The 16,639-nt window shown below is 44.9% G+C and carries 16 protein-coding genes; 10 read left to right on the forward strand and 6 right to left on the reverse strand.

The features are described 5' to 3' along the window. Nucleotides 1-32: 32 nt before the first annotated feature. The 4 genes from SPI9445_RS0102710 to asnB form a co-directional block, all read right to left on the reverse strand. Nucleotides 33-1,052 carry an IS4 family transposase gene (locus SPI9445_RS0102710; RefSeq protein ID WP_026079427.1) on the reverse strand — a complete coding sequence of 340 codons (1,020 nt, stop codon included), beginning with the start codon at nt 1,050-1,052 and terminating at the stop codon, nt 33-35. A gap of 123 nt (nt 1,053-1,175) precedes the next feature. Beyond that, the gene (locus SPI9445_RS0102715) at nt 1,176-1,754 is read right to left on the reverse strand and encodes a Uma2 family endonuclease (protein ID WP_017303180.1); all 579 of its coding nucleotides are present in this window, start codon (nt 1,752-1,754) and stop codon (nt 1,176-1,178) included. An 85-nt stretch (nt 1,755-1,839) separates the two neighbouring features. Next, complete coding sequence (locus SPI9445_RS0102720) at nt 1,840-2,502, reverse strand: Uma2 family endonuclease (protein WP_017303181.1); 663 nt, start codon at nt 2,500-2,502, stop codon at nt 1,840-1,842. Between the two features lie 82 nt (nt 2,503-2,584). Next, complete coding sequence (gene asnB / locus SPI9445_RS0102725; RefSeq protein WP_017303182.1) at nt 2,585-4,480, reverse strand: asparagine synthase (glutamine-hydrolyzing); 1,896 nt, start codon at nt 4,478-4,480, stop codon at nt 2,585-2,587. 459 nt (nt 4,481-4,939) lie between these two features. On the opposite strand from asnB, the gene SPI9445_RS0102730 reads away from it, so the two are divergent. After that, nucleotides 4,940-6,994: an ATP-binding protein gene (locus SPI9445_RS0102730; RefSeq protein WP_202803626.1), complete on the forward strand. Its 2,055-nt coding sequence runs from the start codon at nt 4,940-4,942 to the stop codon at nt 6,992-6,994. On the opposite strand, the gene SPI9445_RS0102735 is transcribed toward SPI9445_RS0102730, so the two are convergent. Next, nucleotides 6,987-7,559 carry a hypothetical protein gene (locus SPI9445_RS0102735; protein WP_017303184.1) on the reverse strand — a complete coding sequence of 191 codons (573 nt, stop codon included), beginning with the start codon at nt 7,557-7,559 and terminating at the stop codon, nt 6,987-6,989. The two genes, SPI9445_RS0102730 and SPI9445_RS0102735, sit on opposite strands and share 8 nt — an antisense overlap. Nucleotides 7,560-7,855: 296 nt before the next feature. On the opposite strand from SPI9445_RS0102735, the gene atpD reads away from it, so the two are divergent. Continuing rightward, nucleotides 7,856-9,307 carry a F0F1 ATP synthase subunit beta gene (gene atpD / locus SPI9445_RS0102740; protein ID WP_017303185.1) on the forward strand — a complete coding sequence of 484 codons (1,452 nt, stop codon included), beginning with the start codon at nt 7,856-7,858 and terminating at the stop codon, nt 9,305-9,307. A 129-nt stretch (nt 9,308-9,436) separates the two neighbouring features. After that, the gene (gene atpC, locus SPI9445_RS0102745; protein ID WP_017303186.1) at nt 9,437-9,850 is read left to right on the forward strand and encodes an ATP synthase F1 subunit epsilon; all 414 of its coding nucleotides are present in this window, start codon (nt 9,437-9,439) and stop codon (nt 9,848-9,850) included. Between the two features lie 84 nt (nt 9,851-9,934). Here the strand turns inward: atpC and SPI9445_RS0102750 are convergent, their stop codons facing one another. Continuing rightward, nucleotides 9,935-10,237 carry a 30S ribosomal protein PSRP-3 gene (locus tag SPI9445_RS0102750; protein ID WP_017303187.1) on the reverse strand — a complete coding sequence of 101 codons (303 nt, stop codon included), beginning with the start codon at nt 10,235-10,237 and terminating at the stop codon, nt 9,935-9,937. Between the two features lie 115 nt (nt 10,238-10,352). Here SPI9445_RS0102750 and SPI9445_RS0102755 point away from each other — a divergent pair, with 115 nt between their 5' ends. From SPI9445_RS0102755 to SPI9445_RS0102785, 7 genes are all read left to right on the forward strand, one after another. After that, nucleotides 10,353-11,060, forward strand: coding sequence for a DUF2232 domain-containing protein (locus SPI9445_RS0102755; protein ID WP_017303188.1), 708 nt, complete (start codon nt 10,353-10,355; stop codon nt 11,058-11,060). Next, complete coding sequence (cobT, locus tag SPI9445_RS0102760; protein WP_017303189.1) at nt 11,050-12,162, forward strand: nicotinate mononucleotide-dependent phosphoribosyltransferase CobT; 1,113 nt, start codon at nt 11,050-11,052, stop codon at nt 12,160-12,162. The genes SPI9445_RS0102755 and cobT overlap by 11 nt, the downstream gene beginning before the upstream one ends. A 293-nt stretch (nt 12,163-12,455) precedes the next feature. Then, the gene (locus SPI9445_RS0102765; protein ID WP_017303190.1) at nt 12,456-13,886 is read left to right on the forward strand and encodes a cation:proton antiporter; all 1,431 of its coding nucleotides are present in this window, start codon (nt 12,456-12,458) and stop codon (nt 13,884-13,886) included. Between the two features lie 331 nt (nt 13,887-14,217). After that, the gene (locus SPI9445_RS0102770; RefSeq protein WP_026079484.1) at nt 14,218-14,565 is read left to right on the forward strand and encodes an NADH-quinone oxidoreductase subunit K; all 348 of its coding nucleotides are present in this window, start codon (nt 14,218-14,220) and stop codon (nt 14,563-14,565) included. Then, nucleotides 14,562-15,989: a cation:proton antiporter gene (locus tag SPI9445_RS0102775; protein WP_017303192.1), complete on the forward strand. Its 1,428-nt coding sequence runs from the start codon at nt 14,562-14,564 to the stop codon at nt 15,987-15,989. The genes SPI9445_RS0102770 and SPI9445_RS0102775 overlap by 4 nt, the downstream gene beginning before the upstream one ends. Then, a complete protein-coding gene (locus tag SPI9445_RS0102780) occupies nt 15,986-16,375 on the forward strand; it encodes a Na+/H+ antiporter subunit E (RefSeq protein WP_017303193.1) in 390 nt (129 codons plus the stop codon). Before SPI9445_RS0102775 ends, SPI9445_RS0102780 begins: the two co-directional genes overlap by 4 nt. Further along, nucleotides 16,372-16,623 (forward strand): hypothetical protein, encoded by a 252-nt coding sequence (locus SPI9445_RS0102785; protein WP_017303194.1) that lies wholly within the window; start codon nt 16,372-16,374, stop codon nt 16,621-16,623. The genes SPI9445_RS0102780 and SPI9445_RS0102785 overlap by 4 nt, the downstream gene beginning before the upstream one ends. The last annotated feature ends 16 nt before the right edge of the window (nt 16,624-16,639 follow it).

Genomic DNA, 16,639 nt, shown 5'->3' on the forward strand with positions numbered 1-16,639 from the left:
AATGGACACACTAACCCTGTTAAGGGGTAAATTTAACCAGGTGGCACTAGCTCTCTAAACCAGTGTACATAGCTAATTTTTTGACACATAAACGCCTGTAAATATCGCAATTTATCCAATAAAGATTTACCGAACTCTGTCGGTATCTTGAGCATATTTAGAAGTAAATAGGCAATCAGACAACTATAAATCTGGATTTCAATTCCGTTGATATTTTTAGGGATGAGGCGATCTAATTTGAGGTGCATCTTTAAAAATTTCCAAAGCAACTCAATTGACCAACGCAAACGATAAAACTCGGCAATTTCTTCTGAGCTAACTCCTCCTTCTCCCGTCTCGGGTAAGTTCGTTACTAATCGAAACTCAGTCTTTTTCTCTAAGTCGCTAAAACTCACGACTCTAGCTTCAATTTGTTCGCGACCTTGGCCTAGTAAACAATTGCCATTATCTAGGAAAGTTAAGTGAACATTGTTCCTAATTCTCAGAACGAAGTAGCGATCCTTCAACTTTTGTAACAGGGCAATTTGAATTAGGCTAAAAAAGCCTCTATCCATTATTCCAACGCCATTAGCTGGAATTGATTCTAGGGTTGTATCGCCATATTTATAGTCATGACCTTGACCAAAATGAAGGAAGAGTCCGCCTGGAATTCCGGTGAAGAGATTTAGACCCGCAAAAAGCTTGACTTGGTGAACTTCTTGATGCCAGAGTAACTTACTGGTGAGAGTGACAATGGTTGAATCTAAGGGAAAAAGTTGTAGCTGATTGGATGGAATCTTATTCTGTTTAAGAAACTGTTGTGTTAGATGAACCCACAATTGATAAAAAATTTGAGGATCGCGATACTTACTGGCTTTAGAAAAGGTGGAAATATCAACAGACTCCCCCATAATATTAAGCCTCTTGAAGAGACTTCTCATACTGGTTTGACTCTGGTCAAGAACAAATTCAAGCCAAATGGAAACGAATTTAAAAGTATTTAAGACGGGATAGTCATCTTGAGGCAAATGACCGAGGCATTGTTTGACAATTTGAGGAAAGTTGGATAGAATCAAGGGATTAGTTTTTTTAAAAAAGTAAGCCCCTATTTTAAAATAATAGGGGCTTTTTGTCAAGTTTTTTACTAACATTCAACACTTCTGATAATCATTAATTGTTCCCTATAACTGAATTTTTTAAAACCTTGATAATTCTAAAATAAATCCGGGTAAAACATCTTCCCCTGATAAGCTTGTTGGCAATGAAACAATTTCTATCTCTTGATTTTGACGATAAATTTCTATTCGTTGATTTTGAGGGTCAACCAACCACCCCAATCTTAACCCACTATCCACGTATTCCTGCATTTTTTCCTGTAATTGAGTTAATGAATCGGTGCGCGATCTTAACTCAATCACAAAATCAGGACAAATTTTGGCAAATCCTTCCTGTTCTTCTTGACTTAATTTATCCCATCTTTCCTGAGAGATCCAAGCGACATCAGGAGAACGGTTGCCCCCATTGGGCAAATTAAAGATAGTCGAAGAACTAAAGACTTTACCTAGGTTTGTTTGACGATTCCATAACCACACCAAGCCATTAAACTCTGACTCTCTGTTCCCACTAATTGCGCCTACAGGGGGCATAATTATTAATTCTCCTTTGGCTGTTTTTTCCAGTTGCCAATTTTCGTTATTTTGGCAAAGTTGATAAAATTGCTCATCACTTAAATTGACAGTCTTAATGTTCAAGATAATGGGTTTTGCGGTAATCATTTGTTTAAGTTTTGGTAATGAATGTTTGGGGGTTGCTGAATAAGTCTACTTGTGGGGTTAAGGAACGGGAAACAACAGATAATTTTTATGATATTTCTTCAACAAAAGCTTGATGTTCATCCGTGGCTAACCCCTCTTGTAAAATCGCTAAAACTTGAGGTAAGTCACCCGCTAATAATGCCGATCTATCTAACCATAAACCCGGAAAAATTTGGGAACATATTATACCATCTGCATTGGGTTCAAGTTTGATATATTCTTCATTGGTTAATCTAAACCAGTCCAATTCATGATCATCAACCCGCCAAACTAAATATTCTTGAACTTGGTTACGGCGATAAACATTAAGTTTTTGATGTAAGTCCAGAGAGACGGTACTTGCTGCTATTTCGACGATTAACTCCGGCGCACCTTCTACATAGCCATCCTCACTAATTGTTGATTGTCCACCCTCTATAATTCTTAATAGCCCATCGGGTTGAGGTTCATTATTGGCATCAAGGCGCACGGTACAATTATCCCCTAATTGCAAACTAGGGGTAAAGGCTTTGTAGAAACCTAACCAAGTGATAATACGAGCGTGGGGTTCACCATGATTAGTAATTCTCAGGGGGGAAGCCATGTAAACAATTCCTTCAATCAATTCGGCTTTTTTCAGATTGGGCATAGCATTATATCTACGCTCAAATTCGTTACGAGTCAGTTTATCACCATTTTCTAGGGGAAAAATTGTTGCAGTTGCTGCCATGATTTTATTTCAAATTTTAATAGATTTTAAAGTGTAAACTGGGAGTACCTACTAATAGGATACCCTGTCTTTTGAATTGATGCTAGGAATTACCCCAATGTTCATACCACAGTTCAAACACGAGTAACGTCCATAATAACTTACGATGATCTTGTTTGCCTTGCAGATGTTCCCGCAATAGTTTCTGAACATAACTCACATTAAAAAAGCCTTCTGCTTGTAGGCGTGTGGGGGAGAGCATTTCTTCGAGGAGGGGACGTAAATCACTGGTAAACCATTTAGCGACGGGCATATTAAAGCCTTTCTTGCTCCGGCGTGAAACTTGTGGGGGTAAGTGATTTTTCATGGTTTGTTTTAAAATATATTTAGTGGTTAGGCCGTGGAGTTTCATGCTGTGGGGAATTTGGGCGACATATTCGACGAGAGTATGATTAAGCAGGGGAACTCTCACCTCTAGGGAATTAGCCATGCTTGCCCGATCAACTTTGGGTAGAATATCTCCTTCGAGATACATTTTTAGGTCACAATATAACAGTTGATTAACGGCTTCTTGGGCTTGGGAGTTGTGTTGATGTTGGAAGGCAATGTGATAAGTATCTTTTTCTGCAAGTTGTGTCCAAGGTTGTAGAAGTTTTTGTTTTTGTTCAAGGTTAAATGAACCGAGCCATTGATGATGGCGCATGATAATGGGAATACCACGCCCGGCGATAAAACGGCGGAGTTTGAAGTCTAAACTAATGTTATCGAAGGACACGGGTAGGCGGTCTACTAACCAAGGAATAAAACGATGGCGAATAAAACCGGGGAGTAAGGCTTCGTAGTATTCGACTAAACGATGGGCTTGTAGTGTAGAATATCCGGCAAAAAGTTCGTCGCCGCCATCTCCGCCGAGGGCAACTTTGACATGATGGCGGGTGAATTGGGAGAGGAGAAAGGTGGGAATAAAGGAGGAGTCACCGAGGGGTTCATCTAGGAATTTTGCCATTTGCGGCACAAGGTCTAAGGTAAGTTTAGGGGTGAGGGTTAATTCGTAATGTTGGGTTTGTAAATGATGGGCAACTTGACGGGCGTAGTTTGATTCATCAAAGGAGGGATCATCAAAGCGAATGGAAAAACTTTTTACATTGCCGGGGGCTATTTCGGTCATGAGGGCGGCGACGGTGCTGGAATCTAATCCTCCACTGAGGAGGACTCCGACGGGAACATCACTGACCATTTCTTTTTCTACGGCATTGCGTAAAACGCCTAATAATTCCCGTTGATAGTCTTTAGCTTGTTTGGGTTTAATTTTTTCGCTGCGGGACAAATTCACGTCCCAATATTGCCAGATTTTCAGTTGACCGTCGTAGAAGGAGAGGGCATGACCGGGGGGGAGTTTGGCGATGTTTTGGAAGATGCTGCGGGGGGTGGGGATGTATTCAAAGCTGAGGTATTCGTTGAGGGCGACTAGATCAATGTTGCGGGAGATGCCGGGGTAGGTGAGGATGGTTTTGAGTTCGGAGCCGAAGATGAGGGCGTTGTCTTGGAGAGTGTAGTATAGGGGTTTGATGCCCATGCGATCGCGCCCAATCAATAAGCGCTGTTTCCGACTATCCCACAGGGCAAAGGCAAACATCCCGTTGAGGTATTCTAGAAATTCATCGCCGAATTCTTCGTAGGCGTGAACCAGAACTTCTGTATCGGTTGCCGTGTAAAATTTATGACCCAAGCGCGTGAGGGAACGAGTTAATTCGCGATAGTTGTAGAGTTCCCCGTTGAATACCACACAAATGGTTTTATCTTCGTTATAGATGGGTTGTTGTCCTCCCGCAAGGTCGATAATGGAAAGACGACGAGAACCCAAGCCCACGTTATTCTGGACATAGTAGCCTTCTTGATCGGGACCTCGATGGGTGATAGCTGTTGTCATACGGCCGATTAATCCGGGATCTACTGGGCGATCGCGTTCTCCATACACCACACCACAAATTCCGCACATAGTCTAATCCTCAATTCATCGTCCCATTAAAACATCTCATAGCACTCCACAGGAGGAGATATTCAATATAGCAAGTTGGGTGGGGTGACAGTGAAACCCAAAAAAATAATCATCAGTAATCTGTCATGGTAAGTGGAATAAAGCTCTCTCCGTTGTTCATTATTAATGATCAGGAGAGAAAAATATTTACGGTTTATTGCTTAAAAATCTTATTTTTACTTAACGATCTAGAGCGTATCCCACAAGCTAGAATAAACTGGTATAAAACAGCAAAAAAACGCCTCTTTTCTCCCCTCTCCTCTTACCCTAGCACCTAAAAAACAGGGCTATACTCACTAAGTTAAGCTCTTGTCTAGAAGCAGATTTAGTGAGCGGATTTTTCAGACTTTTTTTGTAAATAGTTGATCCCCCCTGACCTAATCAACTCTGACCTAATCGTGAACAAATTGTGACAAAATCGTGAAAAACAAGCAGGCTCGATCCCTTGTTCGTTCTTTGACCTTCAAAAGCCAACAACAGGGCGTAATATTACTTTATTTGATTGGATTTATTTTTTTACAAGCCGTTAGTGGCTTTCAAATTTGGCATAATTTTAAACAAAAAGAAACGGCTTTAATGGCGCGCTATGTGGAAAAACTCCAACATACCTATCGCGTCACCACAGACACTTATAAATTAGTTTCTCAAACCATTTACGATGAAATTGTCAATCGTCCTGAAATTATTGATTTAGTGGAAGCGGCTAATACTGCCACTCCCGAGGAACAGGCCATTTTGCGCGATCGCCTGTTTAACGTACTCAATCCAACTTATCAAAACCTCACCAAACGCAATTTACGCCAGTTACACTTTCATTTCCCCGATGGTACCAGTTTTTTAAGAATGCACCGACCGGATCGCTTTGGCGATCCCTTATTTGATGTGCGTTACTCTATTAAACTAGCGAACGAAGAAAAAAGATTTGTTTTTGGTTTTGAAGAAGGTCGAATTTATAATGGTTTTCGTTATGTTTTCCCTCTTTTTTCTTTAGCAAATGGCAATCCTCAACACATAGGATCAGTAGAAACCAGCATTAGTTTCCAAGCCATTCGGGAAGAGATGGCCAAACTTTTCCCCGGTTGTTTTGACTTCATGCTGCGGGGAGATATTGTCGAATCAACGGTTTTTGCGGAAGAACAAGGCAATTATAACAGCAGTCCCATTAGTCCAGATTTTGTTATTGAGTCCCCGGAATTACGGGGAGATATTTCCGGTCAGAAAGAATGGTGTAAAAATGTGGATCAAATTAATCAAGCTCTCCAAGAGGTCGTTCCGGGGAGAATCCAAGAAGATACACCTCAAGCTATTGCTGTCCGTCTAGAGAATCAACAGGATTATGTTGTCACCTTTATCCCCATTCACAATATTAAAGATGACTTAGTGGCTTATATTGTATCCTACGAGGTGGATGAGAACCTAGCCGGATATCGCCTGACCCTTTATTTAATGTTAGGCGCAACGACTTGTTTTAATAGTATTCTGGTGTTGTTTATTGCCTATATTAACCACAGTCGCAAGTTATTAACCCATAAAAATAAACGCCTTGAAAAAGAGGTAGAAGCTCGGAAAATTGCTGAAGATAATGCTCATCACCACTCTCAAGAATTGCAGATAACCTTACAAGAACTGAAGGTGACACAGGCGAAGTTAATTCAAACGGAAAAAATGAGTTCTTTAAACCAGTTAGTGGCGGGAATGGCGCATGAGATTAATAATCCCATTAGTTTTATTTACAGTAATGTTGAACCCGCTAAAGAGTATCTGACCACGCTTTTTAATACCTTAGATTTTTATCAGCAAGTCCCCTGTTGTCAAGCCTTGCCACTGCCACCGGATTGGGACGATTTAGAATTTGTGCGGGAAGACTTTCCTAAACTTTTAGAGTCGATTCAATTTGGGGCGAAACGAGTGGATCGGATTGTGCAAGCATTGCGCAATTTCTCGCGACTGGATGAAGCTACTCTCAAGTCCGTGGATATTCATGAGGGACTTGATAGTAGTTTAGCGTTGCTCAATCATCGACTGCGGAGGAATGAGCAACGTCAGGAGATTGAGGTGAGTCGAGAGTATAACGATTTACCGTTAATTACTTGTTATCCGAGTTTGTTAAATCAGGTGTTTATTAATATTCTCTCTAATGCCATAGATGCCTTAGAGCGGTGCAGTTGGCAAGAGAACAATGTGCCGAGGATTCAGGTGAAAACGGCACGAATTGATGAGGACTGGATCAGCCTAGAGATGGCTAATAATGGCGATCGCATTCCTCCTGAGATTTTAGACCGGATTTTTGACCCGTTCTTTACGACAAAACCCATCGGCAAGGGGACAGGATTAGGACTCAGTACGGCTTATTTTATTGTAGTGGAAACCCACGGCGGACAGGTGAGTTGTGATGCTCAACCGGGGGGGGAAACAACCTTTCGGATTAAATTACCCATTCAGGGGGTAAATCGGGGGGAATTCCCCACTATTTGAGTAATTCGGTGAGTTCTTGGGTGGATGTTCCCAGAATCCGGGCGAGGGTGTTCATTTCATTATTACTGAAGCCATCGCGAATTTCGATCAGTTCTTGGGCTGACTTCCCGACGATACGCGCAATCACCTTAATTTGCTCGTCGGTGATGTCCTTGCCGCGATAGATGTCGCGCAATTCTTGGGGGGAGAGACGATAGGAGTTACAGAAAAAGATAAATTCCTTGTCGCTTACATCGAGTTCTCGCTGGCGATCGCGTAATAAAAAGGCGATCGCCCTCGTCCCATGTTCAGGACGCTTGGCATTCTCTAGATAGCGCTCCATTAACTTATTCACCCGTGCCGGATTTCCCCCCGTCCGTCGAATCAAGTCTAGACAAGCCATCTGTAACGCTTTCGTCAGCGTATCATTATCCTCGTGCAGTTGTTCGTCCTCATTGAGCGTTTCCACAATGCGGGCGGCAATTTCGGGGGTACAGAAACCCACCTCTTGATCCTCATAGACAATCGCAATATAGGTGCGGTCAGAGTTAAACTCTAGATGTAAGGGCTGATTGGTTTGTTTCATCTATCTATCTACACTACCGGGAACATGAACAGAACAAGAACGATGGCTCTACCTCAATAATAATGGTTAAATCTCACAGTCCGTTGCACAACCGCAAGACGACGGAATTTTATCCCCTCCCACAGACGCAGAAGAGTTCAGCCAGAGAACACTGGATTGGTGCTAAAGAATGGTAATCTGAAAGATGGAAAATTTCAGATTAGCTTAAGAGTTCTCCTAATCTTACTTGTTTTAATCAAATCCCATAGCATACGTTGTGCGGATTGTCAAACATACACAACTCCAAAAGACAAAGCATGGTAGCCACAACAGAACAGACCAATATCGGCAAAATTTCTCAAATCATCGGCCCGGTAGTCGATGTGGATTTCAGTGGTAGCAAAATGCCCAAAATCTACAATGCCTTACGAGTAGAAGGCAAAAACGAGGCGGGCAATGATGTTGCCGTTACCCTAGAAGTACAACAGTTATTAGGGGATAACCAAGTCCGAGCCGTCGCCATGAGTAGCACAGATGGCCTTGTGCGGGGGATGGATGCGGTTGACACCGGAGCCCCGATTAGTGTTCCTGTGGGGAAAGTGACCCTCGGTCGAATCTTCAACGTTTTGGGGGAACCCGTAGACAATCGCGGCCCGGTTGAAAGTGAAGAAACCTCTCCTATTCACCGTTCCGCCCCTAAACTGACCGAACTGGAAACCAAACCCACGGTTTTTGAAACCGGGGTTAAAGTGATTGACCTGCTCACCCCCTACCGTCGTGGTGGGAAAATTGGTCTGTTCGGCGGTGCAGGTGTGGGTAAAACCGTGATCATGATGGAATTGATCAACAACATCGCGATTAACCACGGGGGGGTATCCGTGTTTGGTGGTGTGGGGGAACGGACTCGGGAAGGGAACGACCTCTACAACGAAATGATCGAGTCTAAAGTGATCAACCCCGACAACTTAGGCGAGTCTAAAATTGCCTTGGTGTACGGTCAAATGAACGAACCCCCCGGAGCCCGGATGCGGGTGGGTCTGTCGGCGTTGACTATGGCGGAGTATTTCCGCGATGTGAACAAGCAAGACGTGTTGCTGTTTATTGACAACATTTTCCGCTTTGTACAAGCGGGGTCTGAAGTATCCGCGCTCCTCGGTCGGATGCCTTCTGCGGTGGGATATCAGCCCACTTTAGGGACAGACGTAGGGGAACTGCAAGAACGGATTACGTCCACCAAAGAAGGGTCAATTACCTCCATTCAAGCGGTTTACGTTCCGGCGGACGACTTGACCGACCCGGCTCCTGCAACTACCTTTGCCCACTTAGACGGAACTACGGTATTATCTCGCGGTTTGGCGTCTAAAGGGATTTATCCGGCGGTAGATCCCCTCGGTTCCACCTCCACCATGTTACAACCCAGCATTGTGGGTGAGGAACACTATCAAACCGCTCGGGCGGTTCAAGCCACCCTGCAACGTTATAAAGAGTTGCAGGATATTATTGCCATTTTGGGCTTGGATGAATTGTCCGAAGATGACCGCTTAACGGTAGACCGGGCGCGCAAGATTGAGCGTTTCTTGTCTCAGCCCTTCTTTGTGGCGGAAGTGTTCACGGGTTCTCCGGGGAAATATGTCACCCTAGAAGAAACCATCAAAGGCTTCCAAATGATCCTGAATGGGGAGTTAGATCATCTGCCCGAACAGGCGTTTTATTTGGTGGGCAATATCGAAGAGGCGATCGCCAAAGGTGAAAAAATGAAAAACGGTTAGGATGTAAACCCCTAGGGGGGTGGTCATTCCCCCCCCTTGCATCCTTCCTCTTTTTGTCGGTGGAGAGCAACTCAGTTGTCTCTCCCCTTCGCCACGCCACTCCACCCGAAACAAAGGACTAATAGCAAGATGACTTTAAGTGTGCGCGTTGTTACGCCAGATAAAACGGTTTTAGAAACCTCCGCCCAAGAGGTGATCCTCCCTAGCACCACCGGACAATTAGGGATTTTAAGCGGTCACGCCCCCCTGTTAACCGCGTTAGATATTGGGGTGATGCGCGTCCGTCCGGAAAAAGACTGGTTAGCGATCGCCTTACTCGGAGGTTTCGCCGAAGTTGAAGAGGATCAGATCACGATTTTAGTCAATGGGGCTGAACGGGGCGATAAAATCGACCTCGAAACCGCTCGTCGTGAGTACGAAGAAGCCCAGCAAACCCTCAGCACCATCACCGAAGATAACCGCCAAGGCAAGATCCAAGCCGAACGGACTTTGAAAAAAGCGCGTTGTCTCTTTCAAGCGGCAGGTGGGATGTCTAAGGTTTAGAACTGGGGTTCTCGTTCTGAATGCACAAACAGGGCAGTTCGTCAAGTGAACAAGCTGCCCTGTTTTTCAATGATTAATTATCAATTAATTACTGCCTGTAAACACCACATCTGGGAACTTATCCTGCGCCGTTCCCATTGGAGTGCGCTTGCCTTCTTCTTGCCAGTAGTTGATCACTTCTGTTGCACGGTTGAGGAGGCTAATCCGTTCTGCTTCGCTAATCCAGTGTTTCGCTTCTAACTCCTCTTTGAGTTGTTCCCAAGCGTCATTACGGGGCCAGAAGAAATAAGCGGTTAAAGGACTGGTGCCTTTCCCTACAACTTGATCTACTGCGATCGCAACATTTTCATCTAACCAAAGAACTTTTAAAATAAATCTAGAGTCCAAAGATACCTCCGAGCAACTGTATATTTTAGGCTAACGCATAAATCGACAATTCCGTATTATACCCCACAATGAAACCTATAGACAAGTTGACCAAGGAGGGAGCATGAGCAATGGTATGGAAGATGTAAACTGGGTAGATCTAGACGAAAAAAAGCCCAACCCCCCGCCCCAACCCCCCTCTTCCTCCTTGATCAATGAACGGCAGTCCATCCCCCTAGAAATGGTGGAAACAGCCTTTCTTGCCAGCGCCGCCAGCCTCATCTGGCTGATTAACTACTACTTCCCCCTCGGTCCAATTTTGCGCATTTTCTTCCCCATTCCCTTAGCCTTGATTTACCTGCGCTGGGGAGGCAGAGCCGCCGGGATGGGCGTCTTAGTCTCGGGGCTGTTACTCTCAGTGTTGATGGGACCAACCCGCAGTATTTTGTACATTATTCCCTTTGGTCTATTGGGAGTACAACTGGGCGCGGTTTGGCGGAGACAAGGGAGTTGGTACTTTTCCATTTTTACCGGGACCATCTTAGGGGCGTTTGGCTTCCTGTTGCGGTTTTGGCTGTTATCCGTCTTTTTGGGTGAAAATCTTTGGGTTTATGTGGTCAATCAGATGACCGTATGGGTCGATTGGCTGTTACTCCGTCTCGGGATTCTCGCCCAACCTACCCCCCTAATCATTGAAGGGGTAGCGCTGGGAGCCATTTTCTTGAACAGTTTGCTCTATCTATTTGTCGTGCATTTAGTGGCGCTGTTGGTGTTCGACCGTTTGGGCAACCCTATCCCCCGTCCGCCCATCTGGGTTCAAGTTTTATTTGAATATGACTATTAAGTGCTATACTCAACAGCCAATCGGTCAGCAGTGGTTACAACGCCATCGGGGACAATTGCCCCATCTGGCCTGTGTGTTAGGGTTTACAGAAACCGGGTTAATTGAAGGCATTTCCGCCGCCGGGGCAACACCGGAAGATCGGCAATATACAGCCCTAGCCGATGGGGAATTTCTGGTCAAGGGGCGGCAACCCAACCCTTGTTTTCCCCTACCCCCTCTCACGGCCGGAGCTTCTCCGGTGTTGATTAGTCGGGCGGTGGTGGAGGCGTTTGGGCTACCTGTAACCCTGTTCAATGCGGGACTCCCTCAACCTCCTGCCGTGCCGTCTGTGGACTTACAAGGGCGTTGGGCGCGTTGTGTCAGTAGTGGTCAGGCGTTGCCCTTGGGAGTGGTGGAACACCTGTTACAGCAAGGGTTAGATTGGGGCGCGGGTTTGGGGCAAAAAGCCCAGAGTTACTTAATGGTCGCCGAATGTGTGGTGGGGGGAACCACCACCGCCCTAGGGGTATTACGGGGGTTAGGTATCGCAGCAGAGGGCAAGGTAAACAGTAGCCATCCGTGCTGTAATCATGCCCAGAAACAGGAGTTAGTCGAAGCGGGGTTAAGGGCGGCGCAGTGGTGGGAACAGCAGCCCCCTCGCCATCCCTTAGCCTTGGTGGCGGCCGTGGGAGATCCCATGCAGGTGGTGGCCGCGGGGATGGCCATTGCTGGGAGTCAACATGGGGGAGTGTTATTGGCGGGGGGAACCCAGATGTTGGCAGTTTATGCTTTAGCTGAGGCGATCGCAGAATTTTATCAGTGGTCCTGGCAACCCCACCGGGTCATCGTGGGTACCACGCGCTGGGTGGCAGAAGATCCCACCGGAGACACCGTAGGCCTCGCCCAAGCCATTGGTTCAGTTTCTTTGCTCGCCAGCCAACTCGACTTTAGCCCCTCTCAATATGCTGCCCTCCGGGCCTATGAGGAAGGATACGTCAAAGAAGGAGTCGGGGCCGGGGGTTGTGCGATCGCCTCCCATCTCATCCAAGGCTGGACATCCCAACAACTCCTAGCCGCCATTGAGCAGTTATCAAGCGGTCAACTCCCCGACACTGAATCATAGATTACAAAACACAACAGACAGTTCATTTACCTAAAATGAGTCTTTCTAAAGCTGAAGCAAAACAACTATTAGAACCTTTAATTTTTGAGAAAAAAGAGTGATGAGTGCTGATGCGATCGCCATCAACACCAATGACCCTATCTTTCTGTCCCAGAGTAGATCCCTTTTGCCAGTAAAAATGCTAGAAAGGAAAAAATACGTCTAGGCTGTGTCCCTTAGCCCACTTTAAATTCCTGTGTTAGAAACCTTATTTCCAGCCTAGAAACCCACACGATCAAGAAAAATTATAAACCATGACTATCTTAACGATCGTTTGGATTGCCCTCTCCTTTTTTGTCGGGTTTGTTATCTACTTACTCCCTCCCCTCTCCCGCTATTTAGCCCTAGCCATCGCTCTATTTTCCGGCAGCTACGCACTCCTGAACTTTAGGCAATCCTCCCCCCTAACCTTACAACTATTAGATAACTTTGGCGTTAGTTTGCTGGTTGATCAACTGAGTAGCTTTTTTATCCTCACCAACGCTCTAGTCACAGCCGCCGTTATCTTTTACTGTTGGAATACCGGAAAAAAAGCCTTCTTTTATGCTCAATTGATTATCCTTCATGGCAGCATGAACGCGATTTTCATTTGTGCAGATTTCCTGAGTGTTTATGTTGCCCTAGAAGTGATTGGGATTTCCTCCTTTCTGCTTCTTGCCTATCCCCGCACCAACCGAACAATCTGGGTAGCTTTACGTTACTTATTTGTGAGTAACGTAGCCATGTTATTTTACCTCATTGGGGCGATTTTGATTTATCAAGTCAATCGCTCTTTTGCCTTTGCTGGATTAACCAATGCTCCCCCAGAAGGCATTGCTTTAATCCTAGTCGGATTATTCGTAAAGGGCGGCGTTTTTGTCTCGGGATTATGGTTATTACCCGTAACCTATTCTGAATCAGAAACGCCTGTTGCGGCCATCCTTTCCGGTGTAGTGATCAAAGTGGGGATTTTTCCATTAGTCCGTTGCGCTTTAATGTTTGAGGATGTGGATAATATTATCCGGGTTTTTGGTGTTGCCTCAGCCCTAGTAGGGGTTATCTATACCATCCTAGAACAAGATACAAGGCGAATGTTAGCCTTCAGTAGCGTTTCCCAATTGGGTTTTATTTTAGCCGCCCCAGAAGTGGGAGGATTTTATGCCTTAAGCCACGGTTTAGTAAAATCTGCTCTGTTCCTAATTGTTGGAAACTTACCCAGTTATCAATTCAAAGAATTACAAAGTAAACCCATTTATACCCCCCTCTGGACAGCCTTAGTCATTGCCAGTTTTTCCATCTCAGGCTTCCCGCTGCTCTCAGGATTTGGCGCGAAGGTTTTGACCATGAGAAGTCTCCTCGGTTGGCAAGTCATTGTGATGAATATTGCCGCATTAGGAACAGCCATCGCCTTTGCTAAATTCATTTTTTTGCCGAAAGGGGGTGAGAAAAAAATAAAATATGGTTTTTGGTCAGCCATGGCGGTGTTATTTGGTGGCTTAGTCGTCGCCAATGGGGTATATTACAAAGCTTACACACTGGAAAATGTAATTAAACCCTTAGTAACCATTGGTTTAGGTTGGCTGATTTATCTCTTCTTGATTAAACCCATTGTTTTGAGATTACCTCGGATGTTAGAACAGTTTGATCACTTGATTGGGGTGATGAGCTTGATCTTGGTGTCGCTGTTTTGGATGGTGTTGGCTTGATTGGCTATAGCTAGGGCTTGCTGAATAACTCCGAGAGTTGGGGAGTCGGGAGTCGGTGTAGGGGCGCAATGCTTGCGCCCTAGGGAGTCGGTAAAAGACAATACTCAAGAGTTTTGGCTATTCACTACCCACTATTCCCCTGCCCCCCTGCTCCCTCTCCCCCCGTTCCCTGTGAGTGCCGTCATGAGTGGTGATGCGATCGCCATCCGTCCAACACCTAAGCACAAATGACCATATCTTTCTGTCCCAGAGTAGATCACTTTGGTCACCAAAAATGGTAAAAATAAACAATTGTATCTAGCCTATGCCCCTTAGCCTACTTTAACTTCCTGTGTTAGAAGCCTTAATACTTGCCAGCGTCCTGTTTGGATTTTTCGGCATCATCTTCAAGAAAAATCTGATGATGAAAATTATCGCGATGGATATCATGAGTACAGGAGTCATTGCTTATTATGTACTCATTGCCTCCAAAGATGGTGCTTTTACCCCCATTCTCACCCAGTTAACAGGTAATGTTGACCCCATAGCCTACGCCGATCCCGTTCCTCAAGCCGTTATTTTAACCGCCATTGTGATTGGCTTTTCCATTCAAGCCTTAATGCTAGTTGGGGTGATGAAATTAGCCCAAGATAACCCCACCTTAGAAACCCACGCGATCGAGAAAAATTATACACCATGACTATCTTAACGATCGTTTGGATTGCCCTCTCCTTTTTTGTCGGGTTTGTTATCTACTTACTCCCCCCCCTCTCCCGCTATTTAGCCCTAGCCATTGCTGTATTTTCCAGCAGCTACGCACTCCTAACCTTTGGGCAATCCTCCCCCCTAACCTTACAACTATTAGATAATTTTGGCGTTAGTTTGCTGGTTGATCAACTGAGTAGCTTTTTTATCCTCACCAACGCTCTAGTCACAGCCGCCGTTATCTTTTACTGTTGGAATACCGGAAAAAAAGCCTTCTTTTATGCTCAATTGATTATCCTTCATGGCAGCATGAACGCGATCTTCATTTGCGCCGATTTTATGAGCGTTTATGTCGCCCTAGAAGTCATTGGCATTGCTTCCTTTTTACTCGTTGCTTATCCCCGAACCAATAAATCAATTTGGGTCGCCTTGCGTTACTTGTTTATCAGTAACGTAGCCATGTTGTTTTACCTGATTGGGGCAATTTTGGTTTATAAAGCCAATCACTCTTTCTCCTTTGCTGGATTCACCAATGCCCCCCCAGAAGCCATTGCTTTAATCTTAGTAGGATTATTAGGCAAAGGCGGCGTTTTCGTTTCAGGATTATGGTTGCCCTTGACTCATTCTGAAGCCGAAACTCCCGTTTCGGCAATCCTTTCCGGTGTGGTGGTGAAAGCGGGGATTTTCCCCTTGGTCCGTTGTGCCTTAATGTTTGAGGAAGTAGACAGTATTATCCGGGTTTTTGGGGTCGCCTCCGCCCTGCTAGGGGTCATCTATGCCATCCTAGAACAAGATACCAAACGGATGTTAGCGCTGAGTACCATTTCCCAATTAGGTTTTATTTTAGCCGCCCCCGAAGTGGGAGGATTTTATGCTTTAACCCACGGTTTAGTAAAATCTTCTCTGTTTCTAATTGCCGGAAACTTACCAAGTCGTCAATTCAAAGAATTACAGTATAAACCCATCTATACTCCCCTCTGGATAGCCTTAGTCATTGCCAGTTTTTCCATCTCAGGCTTCCCTTTGCTCTCAGGATTTGGCGCAAAAGTTTTGACCATGCAAAGTCTCCTAGGATGGCAAGTCATTGTGATGAACCTTGCCGCATTAGGAACAGCTACAGCCTTTGCTAAATTCATCTTTTTACCTCAAGGGGGTGACAAAACGACGAAATACGGTTTTTGGTCAGCCATGGCGGTGTTATTTGGGGGATTAGTCGTTGCCAATGGAGTGTATTACGAGGCTTACACGCCGGAAAATGTAATTAAACCCTTAGTAACCATTGGTTTAGCCTGGCTGATTTATTTCTTCTTGATTAAACCTATTGTTTTGAGATTACCTCGAATGTTAGAGCAGTTTGATCACTTGATTGGGGTGATGAGTTTAATGTTGGTATCGCTGTTTTGGATGGTGTTCGCATGATTGGCTACTTGAATATATTATTACGGCTTACAATCTGGTTTTTGTTGACGGCGGACTTAAGTTTAGCCAACATTATTATTGGTGTCGCCGTGACATTATTACTTCCTCGGGTTGCTACGTCTCCGGGCGCACTGAAAGACTGGCTAAGGGCATTTTGGGAAATAGTTGTCGCGATTCCTCAAGCCTATTTTGAGGCCGTAGAAATCATGGTTCGTCCTCATAGTGCAGAAGCCATTACGATGGAACGAGTCAAACCCCAACGCACACCGGGCTTGATTTTTTTAGATATTTTTGTGATTACATTCACGCCGAAAACGATTGTTTTGAAATATCATGAGGACGGTTGGTATGAGGTGCATCGTGTCACACCCGGGAGGGACAAATGAATTTAATATTATTGGGAATGTTATTGGCTTTACTAATCCCCATGTATGAAGCATGGCAGGATGATCAGATATGGCAAAAGATGTTAGCTTTTGCGAGTATTGCCACCAAAACATCGATTCTCATTCTGATGGTTTCAGTGCTGCGGGATGATTGGATGATTGGGGTGGTTGGGGTGTTAATTTTAAGTGTAGGCAATGCCGCCTTAATGTTATTAGCCCAAATTATCAAGCGTTTAAATCAGATTTAGGTCCGTTGTTTTTTTA

The sequence above is a fragment of the Spirulina subsalsa PCC 9445 genome, from assembly GCF_000314005.1.
Classification (GTDB): Bacteria; Cyanobacteriota; Cyanobacteriia; order Cyanobacteriales; family Spirulinaceae; genus Spirulina_A; species Spirulina_A subsalsa.

What these genes read in the sequence shown, in the direction of transcription:
- SPI9445_RS0102715 (WP_017303180.1), bottom strand. Translation starts at nt 1,754, where the DNA reads ATGATTACCGCAAAACCCATTATCTTGAACATTAAGACTGTCAATTTA.
- SPI9445_RS0102720 (WP_017303181.1), bottom strand. Translation starts at nt 2,502, where the DNA reads ATGGCAGCAACTGCAACAATTTTTCCCCTAGAAAATGGTGATAAACTG.
- asnB (WP_017303182.1), bottom strand. Translation starts at nt 4,480, where the DNA reads ATGTGCGGAATTTGTGGTGTGGTGTATGGAGAACGCGATCGCCCAGTA.
- SPI9445_RS0102735 (WP_017303184.1), bottom strand. Translation starts at nt 7,559, where the DNA reads ATGAAACAAACCAATCAGCCCTTACATCTAGAGTTTAACTCTGACCGC.
- atpD (WP_017303185.1), top strand. Translation starts at nt 7,856, where the DNA reads ATGGTAGCCACAACAGAACAGACCAATATCGGCAAAATTTCTCAAATC.
- atpC (WP_017303186.1), top strand. Translation starts at nt 9,437, where the DNA reads ATGACTTTAAGTGTGCGCGTTGTTACGCCAGATAAAACGGTTTTAGAA.
- SPI9445_RS0102755 (WP_017303188.1), top strand. Translation starts at nt 10,353, where the DNA reads ATGGAAGATGTAAACTGGGTAGATCTAGACGAAAAAAAGCCCAACCCC.
- cobT (WP_017303189.1), top strand. Translation starts at nt 11,050, where the DNA reads ATGACTATTAAGTGCTATACTCAACAGCCAATCGGTCAGCAGTGGTTA.
- SPI9445_RS0102765 (WP_017303190.1), top strand. Translation starts at nt 12,456, where the DNA reads ATGACTATCTTAACGATCGTTTGGATTGCCCTCTCCTTTTTTGTCGGG.
- SPI9445_RS0102775 (WP_017303192.1), top strand. Translation starts at nt 14,562, where the DNA reads ATGACTATCTTAACGATCGTTTGGATTGCCCTCTCCTTTTTTGTCGGG.
- SPI9445_RS0102780 (WP_017303193.1), top strand. Translation starts at nt 15,986, where the DNA reads ATGATTGGCTACTTGAATATATTATTACGGCTTACAATCTGGTTTTTG.
- SPI9445_RS0102785 (WP_017303194.1), top strand. Translation starts at nt 16,372, where the DNA reads ATGAATTTAATATTATTGGGAATGTTATTGGCTTTACTAATCCCCATG.